Below are 16,165 nucleotides of genomic sequence, written 5' to 3' on the forward strand. Positions count from 1 at the left end.
TTCTGGTCAACCGATCTCTGGCAGGGGCTGCTCGATCGGCACGAGCGCAGGCGGCTGCCGCTGGATCAGGCGATCAAAGTGCTGCCACACGGCGTCGGCACGGCTGTTGCCAGGCAGGCTCTGGCCAGGGGGGAAGTGGATGCCGAGCTCGCAGTTGTCGAGCTGGGCGCTGTCGCTCAGGTTGGCGCTGGTGACCAGCAGCTCGTCGTCGGCCACGCAGCACTTCACGTGAAACACGCTGGGACGCTCGCGGGCCAGATCCAGAGCGCGCGGATCGAAATAGCCGCGCGGCCGGGGGCGGTCGGGATCCCAGAGGTGTCGCCATGTGTCGTGCACGAAGGCCTGACGCAGCTGATCGGCCAGCACGGTGCTGCCTCTCGGGCGAGGGATGTTGACCACCATGCGGGCCTCCAGCTCCGGGTTGGAAACCAGCCGCTGTTGCACCCGATCGAGCAGCTCGGCGATGAAGCCGCCCCGCCAGAGATTGAAGGTGGTAATCAGCAGCCGCTGCTGGCAGCGCTCCACCATCTCGCGGATCAGCACTGCCTGATCGCGGGTGATGTCGCCCGCTCCCCCCTGAGGCCCTGACCACACCAGCTCCGCCTGGCCACTGCCCTGGCCCCGGCGTTGCTCCAGCAGCAGCGCAACGGTGAGCTCCAGGCTCGAGTTGTTGCCCCCCCGCTGACTCCATTGATCCAGCCAGGCGAGCAAGGCATGCCGCAGCTCAGGTCGATCGGAGGCGATCTGGTGCTGGCTGAGCGCTGCCTCGCCAGGGGTGGCGGGCTGTGACCTGAGGCAGGCCGCCAGGCGCTGCAGTTCGCCGCTGGAGAGGGCCAGCAGGGGCTGGCTCATGGCAGCTGCTCGGGCAAGAAGGCGGCGTCAGCCACATCGAGCGTGGGCACCACGAAGGCGCGATCGAGGAACTGGTTGCGCTGCTCGCAGCTGGTTTCAGCGATCAGCAGGCAGCCGTGGCAAGCGGCGCCGTGGCTGTAGCGCTTCTCCAGATCGCTCTCGGGCTGGTGCATGGAGCAGAACGGATCGTTGGAGCACAGCCGGCCCCGCTCGAGGGCGGCGGCTACCAGCTGGTCACAGCGATCAGCCAGCGACACCAGCCCGCCGAGGGTGCCTTCTGATCCGCTGCCGCTGGTGTACAGCAGGATCCCGTATCCCTGGCCCGGGAAGCTGTAGATCCGCTCCTTGATCGCCGAGGCGCCGTAGCCGCATTCCAGCGCCGCTGTGGTGATCAGCAGGTGGGCCAGGCTGTGCAGCATCAGGTAGGCCTCGCCAGGCCAGTCGAATTCATTGGCCTTGAGGCCGTGGTCGCGGTTCCAGAGCTTGCAAGCCTCACGGTGCTTGGAGCTGTGCTGCACCACGCCATCGCCCTGGCGCCAGGCCTGCAGCGCTGCTTCGCTCACGCCAAGAAACAGACCTTCGCCGAAGTTCTCGATCGCGGGTACCCAATCGAGCTCCTTGTTATTGATGTCAGCGCGCTTGGCGCCGATGTCGTGCTGATCGATCGGATCGCCATCCACGCCTTTGACGATCGGCTCCAGCCGGGTGAAACCGATCAGCGCCATGACCTCGCGCAGACGATGCACCTTGAGCACCCGATCAAAGCGATCGGTGAACCAGGTCGGTTTGCCAGTGAGTGGCAGGATCTCGGCGTGGAAGGTGCTGGCTGGATCTGAAGATCCGAGCGATGCAGACGGGGCATAGAGCGCCTTGATTTCCTGCAGCTTCAGCGCCGGTTGCTTCTCGGTGCGGGTGTCGGTGCTGCTGCCGCGCACGGCGTCCAGGATCGCCATCACCTCATGCGCATCACGCTCGCGCAAGGGGGCTGCCAGCCGCTCCTTGATGAGGTCCATTTCCAGTGCCAGGCTGAGTTTCTCGGCGGTTGTGATCTTCTCGAAATCGCTGAGGTGACTGATGATCAACTGCCGCAGCGGATCCTCAGCTTCTGGAATTGAGATGGCTCCGACCATCTCCGGGAAGTAGGCATTGCTGGCCGATCGCACCAGCAGCCGGTTGTAGCGGGGTTTGCCCTTCTCATCGGTGCAGGGCACGGCATCGGTGCTGAAGTTGCCAAGCCAGGGGCGATGGCCACGGCACTGACCCAGGAGCGAGGCGCCGTTGTCTCCCTTGGTGCTGGCCAGGGCCTGACGTTTTTTGCATTTGGGGCAGCGCACGTAGATCTCATTGAAGTCGTTGCCGGCGCCCGCCTCATCGAGCCAGAGATCCTCCTGGCAGTTGCTCCGGGCGCCGCCATGGGCGAAACGATCCCAGTCGATGTCGCTGAGGTGACCGTTGGCGCAGCACTGCACGAAGCGCACGGGCACCACGTCGAGATCTTGCTTCGTTCCACCGGGTTCCCGCCAGGGCAGCTTGTCTTTCACCAGGCGCTCCTTGTGGATCAGCGGCCGGGTGCGGTAACGCTTGCCGGATTCGTCAATGAATGGAGGGAAAGGCTCCTTCTTGGGTTGCGCCACGAACCAGAGCGGAAATTGCGGTGAGCGGATGCCGCTGCTGCTCTTGAATTTCTGCGCAAAGTCGTCGTCTTCACTGGGGGGGCGCTTGAGCAGCAGGGTGCCCACACCCAATAGGCCGCGCAGCTTGGCGATCAGCCTGGGCTCATCGATGTAACAGCTGTCGTCGTCGCGGCTGTAATGCCAGAGATTGAGCCCACCGATCACCACGGAACGATCGGGCAGGTCCACCATGGCGCCGGGGCCATAGGTGGTGATCAGCTGGCCATGGCGCACTTCGCCCACCGGGTGATTGCTGGTGCCTTGGGGTGCGGGCATGACGGTCAGCCTCGGGTGGTGGTCTGCAGGCGGTCCTTAAGCAGCAGCGCAGACGGTTCCACATCGCGCAGGCTGCGATTGGCCTTGAACTGCTTTTCTCGCTCGTCGTCGAGCTCCAGCAACTGGGGATCGAGCGGGGTGCGCAGCAACGGTGGCAACACACCGTCTTCCCGGCCGTATTCCATCCGTCCGTGCTTCTGGGCAATCGCACACCAGTCGTCGACGATGTGACGCACCTGCTCCGCCACGGAGGAGGCCTGGGCATCGGCATCCGCAGGGACATGGACCAGGCCGATGGCCACCCGCCGCCTGAGCGCCTCCGCCACGGCTTCACGAACCTCGGCCAGGGCCGCCACATCACCGGCACGGCTGGACGGGGTGAGCTGATCACTGAGGTGCCGCGCCAGAGCCACGGTGATGGCGGGCAAGCCCCGCTCCAGAGCACGCTCCGAGAAGGGGGTGACGCTGGTGGCCTCCACATCGCGGTAGAAGACGTCGTGGCTGTAAGCGAAGTGCTCGTAGTGGGAGCGATCGCGCGGCCGGTTGGGGTTGAGCAGCACCACCACCAGACCAGGTTTCTCGGAATCCCGGCCCACACGGCTGCTGGCCTGGATGTATTCGGCGGTGGTCTTGGGTTGGCCGAGCATCAGCATCAGGCCGAGGCGGGTGATGTCGAGACCCACCGAGATCATGTTGGTGGCCAGGGCCACATCCACGCGCTCCTTGTCGTCGAAGCTGCGGGCCAGGCGATCCTTGGTGGTGCTCACCTCAGTGGTGGAGACGCGGGAGGTGAGCTCCAGCGGAATGTTGGCGATCTTGCGGTTGGCACTCCGCTCTGCCTTGTCGCCCAGGCGAACCCGCTCGCCATGGGTGGCGAGCTGGGAGGTGAGTTCCTCTTCGATCAGGCGGCGACTGATGCCCAGCTCCTTGATCGTGTTGAAGTAGCCCAGCAGGGTCATGTAGGGATCGGCCGGGTTCGGGCCGGGTGTCTCACCGCGTTTGCGCTGAGCGGTGCGCTGCTTTTCGGCAGCCTTCCAGGCCAGCTGGGCGCCGCTCATCAGGGCCAGTGAGGCGCGCAGCAAGAGAGCCTTCACATTGCGGCCCGGGGCGCTCAGGCCCACATAGAGCCGCCCAGGCACCTGATCGGCCGGCACCGTGACGGCGAAGAAGGAATCGCGGCGATCGGGGCCGGGGGCGGGAAAGATCGAGGAGTCGTTGCGGCCGAACAGCGCCCGCATCTGCTCACTGGCGCGGCGCACGGTGGCGGTGGAGGCCACGATCTTGGGCCGCAGACCATCGCGGCTACAGAGCTCATCGATCACGGCCTCGTACAACCCTGCCATGGAGCCGAGTGGGCCGGAAATCAGGTGCAGCTCGTCCTGAATCACCAGATCAGGCGGATCGAGCCGATCGGCGAGGCGCACGCCCTTGCTGGCGTCGTCGCCATCGGCGGGGCCGTAGAAGCCCTGGCCATCGAGCACATGGGTGGCCTTGCCGAACAACTTGCCGCTGCGGCCCTCCCAGGGGAGTGAGGCGAATTTGTCGACGGTGGCGATCAGAAACGACGGCAGGCGGCGATAGATCATGTCGTCGACGGCCACCAGCGGCAGATAGTTGCGGCCGGTGGTGCCCTTGAAGGCGCAGTCGCGGTTCAGGCAGGCGACACGCAGCTCTTCGGGGTTGTCGCCATCGGGGCGGCCCTGGCGCAAGAGGTTGAACACCCCGGCGGTGCCGCAGGGTCTGGGATCGAGCAGGGAGCGCTTGCCGAACTCCACGCCGCACCAGGGGCAGGTGTCGATCGGGATCGGCTTGATCGGGGTCTTGCCGTCGTTGTAGGCGCGCACCCGCAGGCGGGCGGTGGATTCGTTGTTGTTGCCCTTGCCGCCCATGCGGTTGGGGGTGCCGGCCTGGCCCACCCAGAGACCGATCTCAAATGGCCAGCTGCCGAGCTTTTCCGGTTGCTTCTGGCGCTCGAGTTCGAGGGCGCAGATCAGGGTGGAGGCGCGGCCCAGCTGGTCGAGGGTGAGCAGGCGCAGGGTGTAGCGCATCAGCACGCTCAGCCCACCGGCCTGCAGGGATCCGCCATGGCGCAGGCGCCTCATCACCAGCGTGAAGGCGGCCAGCCCCAGGTAGGCCTCCGTCTTGCCGCCGCCGGTGGGGAAGAACAGCAGGTCGACGTTCTCACGCTCGCGCTGGGGATCGACCTGCGGATCATTGGGCCGGGCAATGCCCACCAGATTCATCAGCAGGAAAGCCAGCTGAAAGGGCCGCCAGGCCGGTGGCCGGAGTGATGGGTCGTCGGCCTTGAGGCCCTGCATCACGCCATAGCGCTGGCGGGCGGCTGCCGCCATGGTGCGATTGGCGATGGCGAAGGCGTCGCGGATGTCGGGCTCGGCGAGGGCCTCGATGCCGCGGGCGATGCGCTGGGATTGGCTGCGGGCATTGGCGAGCAGTTGCTCGGCGGTGGCCTGCTGCTGGGCATTGAGCCCGGCCACGGCGGCCTGCTGCTCGATCCACTCCTGGTAGCGATCCACCAGGGGCATCAGGGCCGCGCGTATGGCCTCGAAGCCCTGACTGGCCAGGCGGTCGAGCTCCTCCATGGCCAGCTCGCAGCCCACATCGGCGCGGGGCACCACCTTCTCCACAGTGGCCTGGGGGATCCAGGTGGTGCGCAGGCGTGTGCAGCCGCCATCCGGGGCGGTCTCCACCTCCACGCCCACGTTGTGGCCCACGCCGTACTCGCGGGCATCGCGGAACTGCAGGGCATTGACGGCCTCATCCCAGTCGCCGCTGGCACGGCCCGCGTGTGGATCAAGCCGTGCCACGAAGCCCTGGGGACAGCGCAGCTCCAGCTCGGCCTGGAAGGCCGACTGCTGATCGCGCTCCACGAGGGTGATGGCCTTCTTGCGCTCATTGGTGAGAAAGAGCGTGACGGCCACGGTGCCGGCGGCATAGCCCTGGCTGGCGGGTGCCGGGCGGCAATGCCAGCGCAGGTGCAGGCCGTTGCTGTTGGGCCAGGGCCGGCCGGTGAGGCCTCTGGTGGCGGTGATCTCGCTGTGGTTGAGGGCCAACGCCTCCTCGTGGGAGGTGCGCTGCCAGATCTGCTGCTCGCGAGATGCCTCGCGCGATCCAGGCTCCTCACGGGCGATGCTGGCGGCGGCATCGGGATTGGCTGCCTCGGCGAGCCGGACGTAGTCGCCCCAGCGGGCGATGAGTTGCAGCTCCCCGCCGGGAGGCAGCAGCACACTCACGCCGATCGAGGAGGCGAACAGCTGGGGCCTGGCCGGCCCGGATTCGCTATTGCCGCCGTCGTCGCCCGATCCCGGTTTGTACTCGGTGTTGGGCTTCTTGGGTTTGCGCTGATCGACCCCGTCCACCCCGGCGAAGTCGTCATCGGCTGTGTCGTCGCACTTCAGCGACAGATCGGTTTCGGTGGGCACCAGGAAGCCGGTGGGGTACCAGCTGCTGGGCAGCCGATCGAGGGCTTCCGAGTCCAATCCCTCACCTTCCGGCCCGAGGGCCTGCAGCACCCGCTGGGTGGGGCCGATCAGCTCCAGCTCCAGGGCCGTCACGAGCTGATCTCTGACCTCAGCAGAGCCTTGAGGAGGCTCGGATTGGGGGCGCAATACAGAGGTACGGGTCATGGGGGCAGTCTTGCAACACCGGGGACGAAATGACTACAGCCGTCGTGCGAAAGACCACGCCGTAATCGAGAAGACCCCCAGAGGAATGACGGCCTCACCAGTCAGCTGAAAGCCTGTCATCACAGACACTCGCTCTCCAGACGCGTCAACCAGCCAAGCCAATACTCGCTGGCCTTGCTGGGGCTGATCATTGAGACTTCATCAGGCACTTCTCCATCCACGGCTGCCTTGGCGATATCACGCTTGGAGCGAATTCGATCCAACTTCGATCGGCACCAGCTCCAACGGTCGCCATTGGGAAGATAGATATCCGTGATGGGAAGATAAATCTTCACTGAATCAAACTCTGTGCCATCTCGATCCAATCGTCCGATGGCCTGTTCGAAATCCGTTGAAGTCCACGGGAGCTGCAGAAAAATTGCCTGGTTACAAACTGACTGAAGGCCGTCGACACCGGTGCCAGCGCATTGAATGGAAGCCACCAGGACGTCAGCTGATCCCCGGATGAACTCATCTAAGGAATCATCAAACCCCGACTCACGGGCTTCTTTATCACCACCGGTGTAGACACTATGGCTGAAGCCATGTTGCTTCAGCCATTGGCACAGCGGATCCAGCGTGTTCTTGATGTATGTGATGAAGATTACTGTCTTCTCGCCGTGCTTAAGACAAGCATCCAAGGCGGCGAGCTTTGGCTGCACCAACAACTGCTCCACATCGTGGAAGCTCCCGCGTCTGGTGGCGCCAATGATCTGCGGCAGGACCTGTGTGGCATCCACATCCATAAGAACAAGCTCCGTGCGCGGCAGCTGCCCTGGGTTCATGCGAATGCCGTGCACAATAAAATGCTGATAAAGATTCATGCAGGCATTGAGGTCCATCTCCTCGTCTACGCCATCAAGAGCCTCTTGGCTCACCAGCTCAATCAGAGAACGCCCTTCAAGCAAGTTGTTGATAACTGGTGTGGCCGACAGACCAAGGACACGCAGCTCACTGTTGAGATTGCCGGACGTAAATATGAACTGATCCATTAAGTGCCGTCGCTGGCTGGTTTTGTCCCTATCTCGCTGCTTGGCCTGATGGATCTCATCGATAACAATCAGGTCAGCCCGAAAGCCAAGGCAGAATTCAAGCAGGGATTGCATGAAGTGATTTTGGAATCTCTCATGATTCACAATGACCACATGAGCTCTATCATCAAGCTCTGGCAGCTGCCAATCATCAGGCTTAATATGGATGACTGCATCGGGGTATGCAGAGCTGAATGTGCGTTGCCAGTTAGAGACCACTCCATTTGGGCAAGAAATCAGAATCCGCCTACAACCACAGACTTGAGCCGCAAATACAGCTGAGAGGGTTTTGCCGGTCCCTGTCCCGCTGAGGTTGAGCAGCCTGTAATCTCGCTTCAGACGAAATGCCACGAGGCGCTGCATGAGCTTTGGTTGCCGTGGACGACCCTTCAGATCGCAGAATCTGTAGCTGGGTGGGATCTCTAGAGAGCGAGCCCCTTCGTACTCCTCAAGGAAGGAAGACCGCACTTCACTACTGTAAGTATCCGCCTCGACATTCATGGCTTGAAGCCGGTCAATCAAAGCGTCTGCATCCGCGAAGCAGGCGTCCCAGAGCTTTGCGGTGGCTTTTGCTTTTAAGAACTCGATGCGATCGGCATCTGTAGCAGTGCTTTCTACCACACTCGCGGCTTTGTCTAACGCTAGAAGGGTTTTAACGGGATCGACGTGCGGTAGATCATCGCTGGAGATCAGGGCAATGTGCTTCTCCTCAGCGAATTCACGCTGCAGCTGCTTCGAGCGCTTTTGCAGAAGTAGAGCCTCTTTGTCCGCCTGATTTGTTTCGGCCTTCAAGCTGGACCCGAATTCCAGGAGCCCATTGATGGAGTCGACGTCATTATTGTCAGCCCAGGCCTGAAGGTCTTCGCGTTTGACCATGCCGGATTGGACCGCATCGACAAGCAAATCAAATGTGCGGCTGAACTTCTCTTTGTCTCCCCGGTTGATGCCCTGCGCCTGGAATAGTACATAGAGCTCAGAGGAGGTGAGGGCTTCTAGATGTTCCCCTAGATCACGAACAAAGGCCTTGATGTAGGCCAGTGTAATGTTGGCTGTCGATGATCCTGCGACGAACTGTTTGCCAAAACGGCTGGCCACTTCGCTCCAGTGCAGCTGACCCTGCCGTGTCATTCCGGCGATAGGTGAGCCAGGATTCTTGCCAGCATACGGTTCGTCGATCTGCTCTTTGAAGAACTCGTAGATCTGGGCATAGGACGGCATCAGTGACAGGTCTTGATTGTGGAACTGATTGACGTCATCCAACAGCTTGGAAAGCTTGTCCTCGGTCCAATAAGTTCGACCACCATTTTCACCCACGAGTTGGCCCTGATACCGGAGACCTAGAGTGCGCGCAACTTTGCTCTGGCCACCAAAGTCCTGAACAATTCGGCCCACGCGACGGGGTAGCGATGTCTGTTTGGGCATCGCTGTGGGATGCCCCAGTGCCGCTGCATGCCGCAAGAGAAACTGCCTTAAGCACTCAAAATCTTTCCAGTAGCAATTCCCCATGGAAAAGCTGCTGTTGCAGATCCATTCGTAATGCAGATCCCACTCGTTATCTGGAACAGGGATGGCATGTTTCTGATAGATGTCCAGCCGCTGTTTCGGGTTCATTGCCAGGGTCGCGTCCCAGCATTCCAGATCCTCGTCGCCCTGTGGCTGATCGCCTTTGAATGCAAGACGCCCGAAACGGTCGAGCCAGGACCGAATACTCGCAAGCTGCCTGGCTCTTGCATGCTCGCTAACGTTGCCTTGGATTCGTGCGGAGAGAGTATCTGGCGCAACACCAATGACGAGGGCCACCCTGTTAAGCAGCTGCCTGACACGCTCTCGGGTGACTGGGGGTGCAAGCTGGTCGCCAATGGCTTGATAGGTTGCGCCGCAAGCTCTTCTGATGTAAGAAGACCAGCCCCGATCCGCATCTCTCTTGATACTTCTCTGAAGGCTATTGATCCAGGACTTCGACGTGCCATCGCCAAGTTCTTGCGCGTAGCGCGCAAGCAAGTGCCGTTTTGATTCCTCCCAGGCAAGATTGTGAAGATGATCGTTGAGGAGTGATGGGCCGATTAGTGATTCGATAATTCCAAGGCACTCCCTCAGTATTCTCAGCTCTGTATCCAGTGAGGCCTGGCCATGAATGATATCGCTGTTCTGGAGCAATTCCTCAATGGCCTCTTTGAGGTGGGTGCCTTTTATTGGACAGTTCCGGCCCCTGACATCGTTAACCCAGGACGGGTGGAACATGGTTCGGCCTCAGTGTAGACCGCGTGGGGAGTTTTGCCTCCAAGGGAACTGTGAGGTCTTACATGGCAATACCGCCACAGGAAGCGGGCCAGGCTGATTTCAGCGTCCCAGCCATCGCTGTATGCCCGTAGGTAGACCTCCTCGTACTTGACAGTCCTCCACAGCCGTTCAACAAGGATGTTGTCGTAGCACCGCTTTCTGCCGGACCAGCTGATCTGGATCCGCTCCCCTTTGAGTCTGGCCACAAAGTCAGCGGACGTGAACTGACAGCCTTGATCGGAGTGGAAGATCTCTGGCCTACGGCCGCCTCCCAAGGCCATCTCCAGGGCCTCCAGACAGAACTTCGTGTCAAGGCTGTTGGAGAGCCTCCAGCTGAGCACATGCCTGGAATGGAGATCCATGATCGCCACCAGATAGAGGAACCCTTTCTGCAGAGGGATGTAGGTGATGTCGGTCGCCCAGACCTGATCCACCGACGTGACCTGCGTGAGGTCCACCAGGCAGGGGAACCGCACGGACGGATCACCTGGAACCGTCGTCCGGGGCTTCTGGTAGATCGCCCGTAATCCCATGCGCCGCATGAGGTTTCGCACTCGATCTCGGCTGATCGGGATACCATCTTGGGCCAGATAGTCCACCATCCGGCGGCTGCCGCTGCAGGGATCCTCCAGGTAGAGAGCATCGATCCTGGCCATGATCCGCAGCGTCGATACACGGACCGGTGTCGGCCGGTAGTACAGCGTGGATCGAGGCAGCCCCAGCAGCGCACACTGCCTGCTGATGCTGAGCTCGGGGTGGTCGTGATCGACCAGCTTGCGCAGTTCACGGGCATCAGAGCAGTTGAGACTTTTTTTTGAGCCACTCCAGCTCCATCTGCAGCCGTCCGATCTGCTGGAACAGCTCCGCCTCCTTGGCCTGCCCCTCCTCCTTGTCCTTGGTCTTCTTGCCTCGGGTGAAGAGCTCGCTGGCACCGTCCAGGAGCTGCCGCTTCCACTGGCTCACCTGGATCGGGTGGATGGCGTGGTCGGCGGCGATCTCCTGGATCGTCTTGCGGCCACTGATCGCCTCCATGGCGACCCTGGCCTTGAACTCGGGGCTGTGGGTGCGGCGCTTGCTCATCGGTGGGAGCCCCTTTCAGGGGCGGTACCCCGCCTCAGAGGTTAACGATGGGGCCTGTCCAGAAAAGCCAGACCACCTCACTTCTGGGTTATCAGGGTCTCCCGCTAAGCACTTCGCGGCTGTATTGCCGATTAACGCTATGACGGTTTCCCTGCATTGCTTTCGACTGTCTCCAGCAGGCCGAAAATCTTGATGGGATTCGCTGTGTTGGGACGTAGGCAGATCCAAGTCAGTTAACTGGAATGGAAGCCCGAGGCCAATGGTGGCGAGGGCTCGACGGAGCCTCTGAATCCCGATTGGACCAAGGTTTCGGATTGCAGAAAGATCAGATTCGGTCTTGCCGGCTAAATCCTCAAGCGTCTTCATCCCGCTACGCAATAGCGGTCCTAGGACGGGTTGTGGGATTCCCAGATCTTGGAGCGCCGTTGTGACTGATGACAGGCTAGTCGTGCTGTCCTGGTTGTTTGTGGCTGCTTGTTTTTGTTGGCAATCAGGCTGTGCTATGACTGGAACGGGGAATGGAATTCCCTTCTTCTCGAGTCCTGTGATTAACTCATCAAGGCTCTTCTGCCCAAAGTTTCTTACGTTAAGCAGATCGTCTTGTTGTTTTTCGGCGAGGTCGGCAACCGTGCGAAAGCCACCGTAATGCAAGGCATTGGTGGCTCGTATCGAGAGCGATAGCTCTCCGATGGTTATCTTGGGCCAGCTTGGTTTCTCCTGGCTCTGATCAGAGGAAGGTGCCTGGCCTGTTTGTTCACTCTGTAGAGGAACAACGTCCTCGGCCAAAGGTTCTAGATCAAGACCTGGACCAGAGAGTGGGTTTACTCCGCCGACAGCAAGGTCTTGAGGAGGAAAATCCTCAACCCACGCATCATCGGCTGCGCTCCGGGTCTGTCGCTCCTGCAGCGTTTGCCGCACCGCATCGATGCGTCGCCGAAGTTCCTGCCGTTCTGTCGCTAGTTCATCTGGGTCTATCGGAAGGATGTCCTGATCGCTGTCGACTGCTGAGGCCTGTTGTTCTTGCTCCTCCCGTATCTGTTCGGCGTCCTCGGCCGCCCGCTGGGCTTCTGCTTCTCGGGCCAGGCGTTCAGCTTCTGCCCTGGCCTGTCGCTCCTGCTCCTGCCTGAGGCGTTCGGCGTCCTCGGCCGCCCGCTGGGCTTCTGCTTCTCGAGCCAGGCGTTCAGCCTCTGCCCTGGCCTGGTGCTCTTGCTCCTGCCTGAGGCGTTCGGCTGCCTCGGCCGCCCGCTGGGCTTCTGCTTCTCGAGCCAGGCGTTCAGCCTCTGCCCTGGCCTGGTGCTCTTGCTCCTGCCTGAGGCGTTCGGCTGCCTCGGCCGCCCGCTGGGCTTCTGCTTCTCGAGCCAGGCGTTCAGCTTCTGCTCTGGCCTGGTGCTCTTGCTCCTGCCTGAGGCGTTCGGCTGCCTCGGCCGCCCGCTGGGCTTCTGCTTCTCGGGCCAGGCGTTCAGCTTCTGTGGGGTTCCCCCGGTTTGGTGGACACCGATCAGGGATCCGCGTGGGTTAGTGTACGAGCAGCAATGAACTGCTGCTCGTAATCAATCGGGCTGAGGTAGCTCAGCGTTGAGTGGCGACGTTCGCGGTTGTAATAGCCATCGATCCAGAAAGCCAGATCACGCTGTAGCCGCTGGGGTGAGATGCGGATCTCGGCGTCATCGTCGAGCCCCAGTTCGTGCTTGAGGGTGGAGAACAGGCTCTCCACCACCGCGTTATCCCAACAGCAGCCCTTGGCAGACATGCTGCAGGTGATGCCATGGGCCTCCAGAAGCTCCCGGTAAGCGGTGGCTCTGTACTGGCTGCCTTGATCGGTGTGGATCAGCAGCTGGTCAGGTTCCACCTGGCGCTGACCCAGGGCCCGGTTGAGGGCCTCCAGCACCAGCGACGCCTCCATGGAGGTGCCCAGGCTCCAGCCGACGACGCGACGACTGAACAGATCCATCCACACCGCCAGGTAGCGCCAGCCTGAGGTGGTGCGGATGTAAGTGATGTCGCCGGCCCAGCAACGGTTGGGCGCTGGTGGGGTGAAATCCTGCTCAAGCAGGTTCTCAGCCACACCCGTTGCACCGCTGGCTTTGCTGCAGGGCCGGAAGGCCCGGCGGGTTTTGGCTCGCAGGCCGGCACGCTGCATCAAGCGGGCAACACGATGACGCCCGATGGGCCGGCCAGTCGCACGCAGTTCCTGGTGGATCCGCGGCGAGCCGTAGAAGCCACGGTGTTCCTGGAACACCGCCTGGATTTCAGCGGTGATCGCGGCATTCTCTGCCTGCCGCTGTCCCGGCGGCGCCTGCTGCCTGCGCTTCCAGGCGTAGTAACCGCTGCGGGCTACCCCAAGCCTGCGGCAAAGCCAGGCGATGGGGTGCTGATCAGCCAGTTGATCGATCAAGCGAAACCTCTCGGCGGCAGCTGCTCTTTGGCAAAGTGCGCTGCCGCCAGCCTGAAAAAATCCTTTTCCCTCCTGAGCTCGCGGTTTTCACGGCGGAGCTGCACCAGTTCAGCGCGTTCCTCGCTGGTCAATGGGCCCTGGCCGGAATCACTGAGCTCACCGCGATCGATACGGGCCTGACGGACCCACTTGGCCAGGCTGCTCACTGGAATGCCGAGGCGCTGGGCCACAGCAGTGCAGGTCAGACCCTCAGCCAGGCAAAGGGCAACAGCTTCCTCCTTTTGCTGCGGTGTGAACCGCCGGCGGGCACGGTTGGGGTTGGTCATTAATCAACAGTCTGGTGGTGATGGCGTTTCTCTTATCGACCTGTCCACCAAACCGGGGGAACCCCATTCAGCTTCTGCCCTGGCCTGGTGCTCTTGCTCCTGCCTGAGGCGTTCGGCTGCCTCGGCCGCCCGCTGGGCTTCTGCTTCTCGGGCCAGGCGTTCAGCTTCTGCCTTGGCCTGTCGCTCCTGCTCCTGCCTGAGGCGTTCGGCGTCCTCGGCCGCCCGCTGGGCTTCTGCTTCTCGAGCCAGGCGTTCAGCTTCTGCCCTGGCCTGGTGCTCTTGCTCCTGCCTGAGGCGTTCGGCTGCCTCGGCCGCCCGCTGGGCTTCTGCTTCTCGAGCCAGGCGTTCAGCTTCTGCTCTGGCCTGGCGCTCTTGCTCCTGCCTGAGGCGTTCGGCTGCTTCGGCCGCCCGCCGGGCTTCTGCTTCTCGGGCCAGGCGTTCAGCTTCTGCCTTGGCCTGGCGCTCCTTATCCGCCTGCTGCCGCTCGCTTCTTTGCTTGGTGCTGATCTGCGATTTCAGCACTAGAAGAGTGCTGGAGGACGCATTGGGATTTAAGGCTTGGCCTTCATACTCCTCGAAGAGTTGAGCCAAGCGCTGTTTCAGTACGTCAGTCTTCGGAGGAGGTGCCTTCCAGAGTGACAGCTCATACCAGATATCCAGCAACTTGATGCTGTCACGGCAGGTGACTGCCTCAACAATCTGCTGCTCGATGCGATCCAGGGCAATAGCGTAATCCGTCTCGTGTGAAGCCCCTGACTTCGACGAGGACCTGAGCAGCCCAAGGGCACGAGCTGTGTTCTTCAGGAAGGATCTCAGGCCCATGGACTAACGCTGCTCCGGCTCACTACCCAAAACCTCCATCCTGATGCTCAAACCAAATGTACCCGTTCAGGAGTCGGGACAGCTCGCAACGAACATCGGGCTTGCTGAACCCTTGACGGTGGCTTGATTCCTGGTTGCATCTCAGTAAGAGACTCCTTGCCATGACCACCCCACCGGCCGGGATTTCAGAAGCCGATTGGGCCGCCACCCCGGTGGGAGTGAAGGCTGGATTTCTTGAGCTGGTCAGTCAGTGCCAGAGGCAGCAACAGGAGATCGAGCAGCTCCGCATCCAGCTCACCGCCCTGGCGACCGAACTGGCCCATCTGCGCGAGCGGATCGGCCGCAGCTCCCGCAATTCTTCCAAGCCTCCCTCCAGTGATGGCCAGGGGTTTAAGCCGCCCGAACGACGCAAGGGCAGTGGCCGCAAGCGCGGCGGCCAGCCGGGCCATCCCGGATCTGGGCCGGAGCTGCTGCCGATCGAGCGGGTGGATGAGGTGGTCGAGCACCACCCCCAGGCCTGCCGCCGCTGCGGCACGTTGCTACAGGGTCAGGATCCCGAGCCCTTGAGGCACCAGGTGATCGAGATTCCACCGATCACGCCTCTGGTGATCGAGCACCGGCTGCACCGCCTGGTCTGCCCCTGCTGTACCACCAGCACCTGTGCCTCGTTACCGGCGGAGGTGGAAGTAAGCCATTACGGTCCCCGGCTCAGTGCTCTGGTGGGTCTGCTGGGTAGTGCCTTCCCGTTGAGTTTCAGCAAGACCCAGGCGCTGCTGGATCAGCTGCTGGGGGTACAGATCAGCCGGGGAGCGATGGCCACTATCCGCCAGCGCTTGAGTGCAGCACTGGAGCAGCCCATGCAGGAGGCCCTTGCGTTTGCCCGTCAGCAGTCGGTGGTCTATGTCGATGAAACCGGTGCCCCCACCGGTAATGCCGATGGGGGCAACCCCGATGGCCGGCGCGGCTGGGAGTGGGTCATGGTGACCGCCATGGGGGTGACAGTGTTCTTGCAGAGCCTGAGCCGCTCGGCTGCCGCCGCGATCGACCTGCTCGGGAATGCCTTTGGCGGAATTGTGGTGAGCGATCGCTTCTCCGCCTACAACCATCTCCCGCTGGAGCAGCGCCAGCTGTGCTGGGCGCACGTGATCCGCGATCTCACCGCCATCGCTGACCGTCAGGGCGCCAGCGGTGAGATTGGAGCGGAGCTGCTGGGCCTGCAGCAGCAGCTGTTTGCCCAGTGGCACCGCTACAAAGACGGAACGATCGACTGGTCCACGTTGCAGCAGGGCTGTCGGCCGATCCGCCAGGCGTTTGTGGGCACGCTGCAGCGGGTTGTGGAGCTGGGCTGCCAGCGCGGCGAGCGAACGCCGTGGGCCAAGACGGTGCGTACCTGCCATCAGTTGCTGCAAGTGAGCGATGGCCTCTGGACCTTCCTGGAGATTGAAGGGATCGAGCCCACCAACAACGCAGCCGAGCGTGCCCTGCGCCATTCGGTGATTCAGCGCAAGATCAGCCATGGCGTCCAATCCCGCCAGGGTGCAATCTGCCGCAGCAGGTTGCTCACGGTCACCACCAGCCTGCGGCAAGAGGGCCGTGATATCTGGCAGTTCCTGGAGCAGGCCTTGATCGCCCATCATCGCGGCGGTGAGATGCCATCGCTGTTGCCGAATCCCTGAGCCGGCCGTCATCGATCGTGGTGTCTGTGGTTGCTCGTTGATCAACGATCAGGGGTGGAATGCTGCGCTGC

Annotated in this window: 12 protein-coding genes; 2 read left to right on the forward strand and 10 right to left on the reverse strand. The window is 62.0% G+C overall.

The window, feature by feature from the left end; all coding sequences use genetic code 11:
* Nucleotides 1–6: 6 nt before the first annotated feature.
* The 7 genes from H8F24_RS09730 to H8F24_RS20190 form a co-directional block, all read right to left on the reverse strand.
* On the reverse strand, nucleotides 7–852 hold the full coding sequence (locus H8F24_RS09730) for a hypothetical protein (RefSeq protein WP_197153714.1): 846 nt from the start codon (nucleotides 850–852) through the stop codon (nucleotides 7–9).
* Nucleotides 849–2,801, reverse strand: coding sequence for a DUF1998 domain-containing protein (gene drmB / locus H8F24_RS09735; RefSeq protein ID WP_197153715.1), 1,953 nt, complete (start codon nucleotides 2,799–2,801; stop codon nucleotides 849–851). Before drmB ends, H8F24_RS09730 begins: the two co-directional genes overlap by 4 nt.
* Nucleotides 2,802–2,806: 5 nt before the next feature.
* Nucleotides 2,807–6,427: a DISARM system helicase DrmA gene (drmA, locus tag H8F24_RS09740; RefSeq protein ID WP_231597689.1), complete on the reverse strand. Its 3,621-nt coding sequence runs from the start codon at nucleotides 6,425–6,427 to the stop codon at nucleotides 2,807–2,809.
* A 137-nt stretch (nucleotides 6,428–6,564) separates the two neighbouring features.
* Nucleotides 6,565–9,756, reverse strand: a complete 3,192-nt coding sequence (locus H8F24_RS09745) for a DEAD/DEAH box helicase (RefSeq protein WP_197169589.1) — start codon at nucleotides 9,754–9,756, stop codon at nucleotides 6,565–6,567.
* Nucleotides 9,705–10,577: an IS3 family transposase gene (locus H8F24_RS09750; RefSeq protein WP_231598222.1), complete on the reverse strand. Its 873-nt coding sequence runs from the start codon at nucleotides 10,575–10,577 to the stop codon at nucleotides 9,705–9,707. The genes H8F24_RS09745 and H8F24_RS09750 overlap by 52 nt, the downstream gene beginning before the upstream one ends.
* A 10-nt stretch (nucleotides 10,578–10,587) precedes the next feature.
* Nucleotides 10,588–10,875 (reverse strand): transposase, encoded by a 288-nt coding sequence (locus H8F24_RS19450; protein ID WP_231597691.1) that lies wholly within the window; start codon nucleotides 10,873–10,875, stop codon nucleotides 10,588–10,590.
* Nucleotides 10,876–10,890: 15 nt separating this feature from the next.
* Entirely contained in the window at nucleotides 10,891–11,793 is a 903-nt protein-coding gene (locus H8F24_RS20190; RefSeq protein WP_197169590.1) for a DNA-directed RNA polymerase subunit alpha C-terminal domain-containing protein, read from the reverse strand.
* Between the two features lie 102 nt (nucleotides 11,794–11,895).
* Here H8F24_RS20190 and H8F24_RS09760 point away from each other — a divergent pair, with 102 nt between their 5' ends.
* Nucleotides 11,896–12,411 (forward strand): hypothetical protein, encoded by a 516-nt coding sequence (locus tag H8F24_RS09760; protein ID WP_197169591.1) that lies wholly within the window; start codon nucleotides 11,896–11,898, stop codon nucleotides 12,409–12,411.
* Here the strand turns inward: H8F24_RS09760 and H8F24_RS09765 are convergent.
* The 3 genes from H8F24_RS09765 to H8F24_RS09775 are packed head-to-tail and all read right to left on the reverse strand — an operon-like array spanning nucleotide 12,374 to nucleotide 14,418.
* A complete protein-coding gene (locus H8F24_RS09765) occupies nucleotides 12,374–13,270 on the reverse strand; it encodes an IS3 family transposase (RefSeq protein WP_197169592.1) in 897 nt (298 codons plus the stop codon). The genes H8F24_RS09760 and H8F24_RS09765 overlap by 38 nt on opposite strands.
* Nucleotides 13,267–13,596 (reverse strand): transposase, encoded by a 330-nt coding sequence (locus tag H8F24_RS09770; RefSeq protein WP_197169593.1) that lies wholly within the window; start codon nucleotides 13,594–13,596, stop codon nucleotides 13,267–13,269. The genes H8F24_RS09765 and H8F24_RS09770 overlap by 4 nt, the downstream gene beginning before the upstream one ends.
* A gap of 3 nt (nucleotides 13,597–13,599) precedes the next feature.
* Nucleotides 13,600–14,418, reverse strand: a complete 819-nt coding sequence (locus tag H8F24_RS09775; protein WP_197169594.1) for a hypothetical protein — start codon at nucleotides 14,416–14,418, stop codon at nucleotides 13,600–13,602.
* A 161-nt stretch (nucleotides 14,419–14,579) separates the two neighbouring features.
* Between H8F24_RS09775 and H8F24_RS09780 the strand changes: the two genes are divergently transcribed.
* Nucleotides 14,580–16,094, forward strand: coding sequence for an IS66 family transposase (locus H8F24_RS09780; RefSeq protein WP_197169595.1), 1,515 nt, complete (start codon nucleotides 14,580–14,582; stop codon nucleotides 16,092–16,094).
* Nucleotides 16,095–16,165: the final 71 nt, after the last annotated feature.

The organism is Synechococcus sp. CBW1002 (genome assembly GCF_015840915.1).
Taxonomy (GTDB): domain Bacteria; phylum Cyanobacteriota; class Cyanobacteriia; order PCC-6307; family Cyanobiaceae; genus CBW1002.

What these genes read in the sequence shown, in the direction of transcription:
- H8F24_RS09770 (WP_197169593.1), bottom strand. Translation starts at nt 13,596, where the DNA reads ATGACCAACCCCAACCGTGCCCGCCGGCGGTTCACACCGCAGCAAAAG.
- H8F24_RS09775 (WP_197169594.1), bottom strand. Translation starts at nt 14,418, where the DNA reads ATGGGCCTGAGATCCTTCCTGAAGAACACAGCTCGTGCCCTTGGGCTG.
- drmB (WP_197153715.1), bottom strand. Translation starts at nt 2,801, where the DNA reads ATGCCCGCACCCCAAGGCACCAGCAATCACCCGGTGGGCGAAGTGCGC.
- H8F24_RS19450 (WP_231597691.1), bottom strand. Translation starts at nt 10,875, where the DNA reads ATGAGCAAGCGCCGCACCCACAGCCCCGAGTTCAAGGCCAGGGTCGCC.
- H8F24_RS09730 (WP_197153714.1), bottom strand. Translation starts at nt 852, where the DNA reads ATGAGCCAGCCCCTGCTGGCCCTCTCCAGCGGCGAACTGCAGCGCCTG.
- H8F24_RS09745 (WP_197169589.1), bottom strand. Translation starts at nt 9,756, where the DNA reads ATGTTCCACCCGTCCTGGGTTAACGATGTCAGGGGCCGGAACTGTCCA.
- H8F24_RS09780 (WP_197169595.1), top strand. Translation starts at nt 14,580, where the DNA reads ATGACCACCCCACCGGCCGGGATTTCAGAAGCCGATTGGGCCGCCACC.